The organism is Anaerospora sp., from assembly GCF_032013335.1.
Lineage (GTDB): Bacteria > Bacillota > Negativicutes > Sporomusales > DSM-15969 > Anaerospora.
In genome coordinates this window covers 185,789-190,085 of record NZ_DALZUO010000006.1, presented here as the reverse complement: position 1 = coordinate 190,085, position 4,297 = coordinate 185,789, and the positions used below count along the sequence as shown (strand labels likewise).

The 4,297-nt window shown below is 47.9% G+C and carries 4 protein-coding genes; all 4 read right to left on the bottom strand.

Annotated features, from left to right (window positions below; genetic code table 11):
* Positions 1-550 precede the first annotated feature (550 nt).
* Positions 551-1,108: a LemA family protein gene (locus RTR76_RS07805; protein WP_312518812.1), complete on the bottom strand. Its 558-nt coding sequence runs from the start codon at positions 1,106-1,108 to the stop codon at positions 551-553.
* 44 nt (positions 1,109-1,152) lie between these two features.
* Entirely contained in the window at positions 1,153-1,542 is a 390-nt protein-coding gene (locus RTR76_RS07800) for a response regulator (RefSeq protein WP_312518809.1), read from the bottom strand.
* Positions 1,543-1,824: 282 nt separating this feature from the next.
* Positions 1,825-2,427: a molybdenum cofactor guanylyltransferase gene (locus RTR76_RS07795; protein ID WP_312518806.1), complete on the bottom strand. Its 603-nt coding sequence runs from the start codon at positions 2,425-2,427 to the stop codon at positions 1,825-1,827.
* Positions 2,428-2,432: 5 nt separating this feature from the next.
* Entirely contained in the window at positions 2,433-4,253 is a 1,821-nt protein-coding gene (gene uvrC / locus RTR76_RS07790; RefSeq protein WP_396144498.1) for an excinuclease ABC subunit UvrC, read from the bottom strand.
* Between the last annotated feature and the right edge of the window lie 44 nt (positions 4,254-4,297).

Genomic DNA, 4,297 nt, shown 5'->3' with positions numbered 1-4,297 from the left:
TCTATGGGCAATCCTAAAAATAAAGAAGTGCCAAATATTACAAGTTCATCTTGCGAGCGAAGCAATGCTGTTCTTCCACTTAGAAGCCAAAGAAGAGATTGCCACGTCGCTACGCTCCTCGCAATGACAGTTAAGCCATAATCCCTGCTTAGTCTGTGTGCACCCCGCAGGGGAGCCATCCACCACCAACCGACGGAAAGGCCCGTTCCCCTCGTCCCCATTGCCACCAGGCTCAGGCCGTCGAGAAGGAAATGCTGCGAAGCCAAAGATGAGATTGCCACGTCGCTGCGCTCCTCGCAATGACAGTTGAGCCAGCGGCACCTTCTCTGTCTGCGTGCACCCCCGCAGGGGAGCCATTTACCACCAACCGCCGGAAGGCCCGTTCCCCTCGTCCCTAGCCACCAGGCTCAGGCCGTCGAGAAAGGTTCAGATGCTAGGCGTGGGTCTTGACGGAACCGGAGGCGTACATGGTGTACGGTGAGGATTCCGGCAAGGCTCGCAACAACGCAGATGAGCCTTTATCGGCGGCCGTCTCTGAAGGCGGCCGTCTTTAGAACTTGACTTGGGGGACGGCCTTTGCGCCCTCCTCCGCCTTAAAATACTCTTTAGCACTGAAGCCCATCATACCGGCAAAAATACTGGCCGGGAAAGAACGTATTTTCGTGTTGTAGCCTTGAACGGCGTCGTTATAATCTTTACGGGCTACGGCAATCCGGTTTTCCGTACCTGCCAGTTCATCCATCAAAGCCCGGAAGTTTTTATCAGCCTTAAGATCGGGATAGTTTTCTGCCACTACTAACAATCTGCTGAGTGCACCGTTTAATTCATTATTGGCCTCTGCTTTAGCGGCAGGCCCCGGTGCTCCTGCCAAACGGGCCCGGGCATCAGCTACAGCCTGAATAGCCTGTTGTTCATGCGCAGCATAGCCTTTGACCGTATTGACTAAATTAGGTATGAGGTCAGAGCGGCGCTGCAACTGGTTTTCTACCTGACTCCATTTGCCATTAATCTGCTCGCTTAGACTCACTAATCCGTTATAACTGGAAACACCCATCAGGATAAGCACGGCTACAAGCCCCAGAATAATCCATGGTGCTATTTTGTTCATGTTGATTTCCTCCTTTAGTGCCTAACCTTATTTTACCACTTTTCTTACTTATTTCCCACTGTACCGTCTCTTCTAATGAGTTCAATTTGCTTTTGTAAGACTTCATTTAACCGTTCTACAGCAAAAGGTTTGATAATATAGTCATCAATTCCAATATTTATAGCTTCCATGACTACATCTTTGTGATTATGAGCAGTGCACATAATCACTCTTGAATTTGGCGATGCCACTTTTATATGCTTAAGAACAGTAATGCCATCTGCCTCAGGCATGGTAATATCAAGCGTTATCAGTTCAAAAGATTTACTGCTGATTTTACGCATTGCCGTCATTCCCTCTTCTGCCTGCTCAATATCGACTATTCCAAGATCCCGCAATTCCTTGATAATAATAGTCCGGATAACTTGTGAATCGTCAACAACTAAAACCCGCATTCTTCCACCTCAACCCTCTCGGTGGAATTTTATTCTATATAATCCTTATATTTCCTTCTTTTGCTGTATTTGGAATTTTTATCAAAGAAATGTTATTAGGTTATGTTTCTAGTATAAGCAAAAAAAAGAGAAACCATGTCTAGTGTCTTGAACAAGTTAAATCTTAGTTTAGCCAGCATATCTTTTTTCGCACTGCTGCGTTGTCGTCACCTTACATATTCTCGATATGCGCGGACCCCTCCGCCTTGCATTGCAAAACAATCTACACTGTCTAATTCTAATTCACAACTTTATCAGGACACTGCAGCGGTTTAGCCTTGCTGCATGTAACTGGTACTCTGCCGGAGTATTGACGTTATTTAACATAGCCAGATCTTCATCAAAACGCACAAGCTCATACTTCCTGATCTGCACAAGCCGGATATGCTTGTACAGTTCAACAATCCGGTAACTTCCCTCTGCCAGCAGCCTGTCGATGTGGGGTAAACAATTACGGTGATACACGGCATGGAGCGGATGAAAATATCCGTCAACAAAGGGTACTGCTGCCTCATAACCAATAGCAGCCTGCTCGATATAGGTGATTGCCGACGATGACAAAAACGGCATATCACAGGCCACGATAAAATTATAATCAGCTCCCGAAGCCTGTAAGCCTGCCTGTATGCCCGCCAACGGCCCACATTGCTGATAATGGTCGGCAACAGCCAGTATTCCGGGCATTTGAATATCCCGTGGCCGATTCGTGACAACAATGATGGTATCACAAACCGGGGCCAACTGCTGCAAAACAGTATGCAATAAATCGCTGTCCCCCCATGGCAGTGAGGCTTTATCGCTGCCCATGCGGGAACTAAGCCCGCCGGCTAAAACAATGCCATTCATCCTAATTACTCTCCCGGTTTTCGCCTGAAAAACTGATAGACAGCTTCAGCTGTAGGCCTGTTCATGCCCGGTACTGCAGCCATTTCATCTATTTCAGCCGCTTTGATTTTTGTCAGATTGCCGAAATGATCCCATAGGGCCTTTCGCCGCTTCTCACCAATGCCAGGAATATGGTCAAGCACAGACACCATATTGCGCTTTGACCGCAATTTGCGGTGATACGTGATCGCAAAGCGATGGGCTTCGTCCCGAATGCGCTGTACCAGATAAAGAGATTGAGAGTGTCGTGGTAAAATAACAGGATCACTTTCGCCCTCTTTAAATATATGCTCAAACTCTTTGGCTAAACCCACCACTGTCGCCGAGGTTAGCCCGCTGCTGCGGATGATTTCCAGTGCTGAACTCAACTGACCCTTACCACCGTCAATAATAATCAGGTCAGGCACCGGCGCGCTTGTTAAATCGCGGTAGCGCCGCCCGACAACTTCTTGCATAGACTTGAAGTCATCCGGTTTTCCCTCTACTGTCTGCAGCTTATAGCGGCGGTAATCGTCCTTCTTCGGCTGTCCACCTTCAAAAACGACCATAGAGGCAACCGTCTCCGCACCTTGAATATGAGAAATATCGAAGCATTCGATTCGTTCGGGTGGCGCTTCTAAATCCAAATAATCAGCCAGCTCCAGGAGAGCCCCGTCAGTCCGTTCATTGGCAGCCTGCAGACGAAGCGCCTGCTCCTCCAGTACTCTTGCCGCATTACCGGAAGCCATACTGACTAAATCCTTTTTGGTTCCCCTTTTAGGTGTATCGACAGCAACTCTGCCACCTTTTGCTTCCGTCAGCCAGTCAGAAAGCAGCTGCTGTTCCGGCACATCAAAGGGAAGCAGTACTTCTCTTGGCAAAAAGGCGGCCTGACTGTAATACTGCTTGAGAAAAGCCTCAAGCACCTTAGCATCTTCTTCCTCTTCACTATTAGTAAGAAGAAAATGATCGCGGCCAACCATCTTGCCACTGCGGATAAAAAATACCTGCACACAAGTTCCAACTGCTGAGCGCGCCAGACCAACAGCATCCTGATCGCCGCTGCCGGTAACAATATTTTGTTTCTCCCGGACTTTGTCTACTGCTGCCAGTTGATCGCGCAATTGGGCAGCCAGCTCAAATTCTAAGTTTTCAGCAGCCTCTTCCATGCGCTTTTTCAGGTTTTTTATTACATCATCACTGCGGCCCTCCAGGAAAAGGCAGACTGCTTTAATCATTTCGCCATATACTGCAGGCTCGACTTTTCCAGCACAGGGAGCCAGGCAGCGCTTGATATGATATTGCAGACAAGGCCGCTGCGCATCAAGCTGGCGGCAGGTACGCAGCGGAAAGAGACGTTTGAGCAATTTCAACGTCTCATGGACAGCACCGGCATTGGTATAAGGACCAAAGTAGCGGGCTCCGTCTTTTATTACTTTGCGGGTAGCATACACCCGCGGATATGTCTCATTCAGCGTCACTTTCACATATGGGTAGCTTTTGTCATCCCTCAGGCTGATGTTATATTTGGGACGATGCTTTTTGATCAGATTGCATTCCAGGATCAACGCTTCGATTTCAGAGCTAGTAATGATATACTCCAAATCGGCTATCCGGGAAACCATAGACCGCACTTTCGGCGAATGGTTGCGGCTGGATTGCATGTAAGAACGGACCCGGTTCTTCAAATTTACGGCCTTGCCGACGTAAATAATCCGTTTCTGATCATCTTTCCATAAATATACGCCAGGCTTATCAGGCAAGTGAGCCAGTTTTTGTTCTAATTCGCTACTAACGGAGTGCTCCACAAAGGTCGCTCCAATCATGATTAGTTATATGGATCAGTTCTAGC

Bases quoted from the DNA above. Each gene is read 5' to 3' on its own strand.
- RTR76_RS07805 (WP_312518812.1), bottom strand. From the start codon at position 1,108: ATGAACAAAATAGCACCATGGATTATTCTGGGGCTTGTAGCCGTGCTT.
- RTR76_RS07800 (WP_312518809.1), bottom strand. From the start codon at position 1,542: ATGCGGGTTTTAGTTGTTGACGATTCACAAGTTATCCGGACTATTATT.
- RTR76_RS07795 (WP_312518806.1), bottom strand. From the start codon at position 2,427: ATGAATGGCATTGTTTTAGCCGGCGGGCTTAGTTCCCGCATGGGCAGC.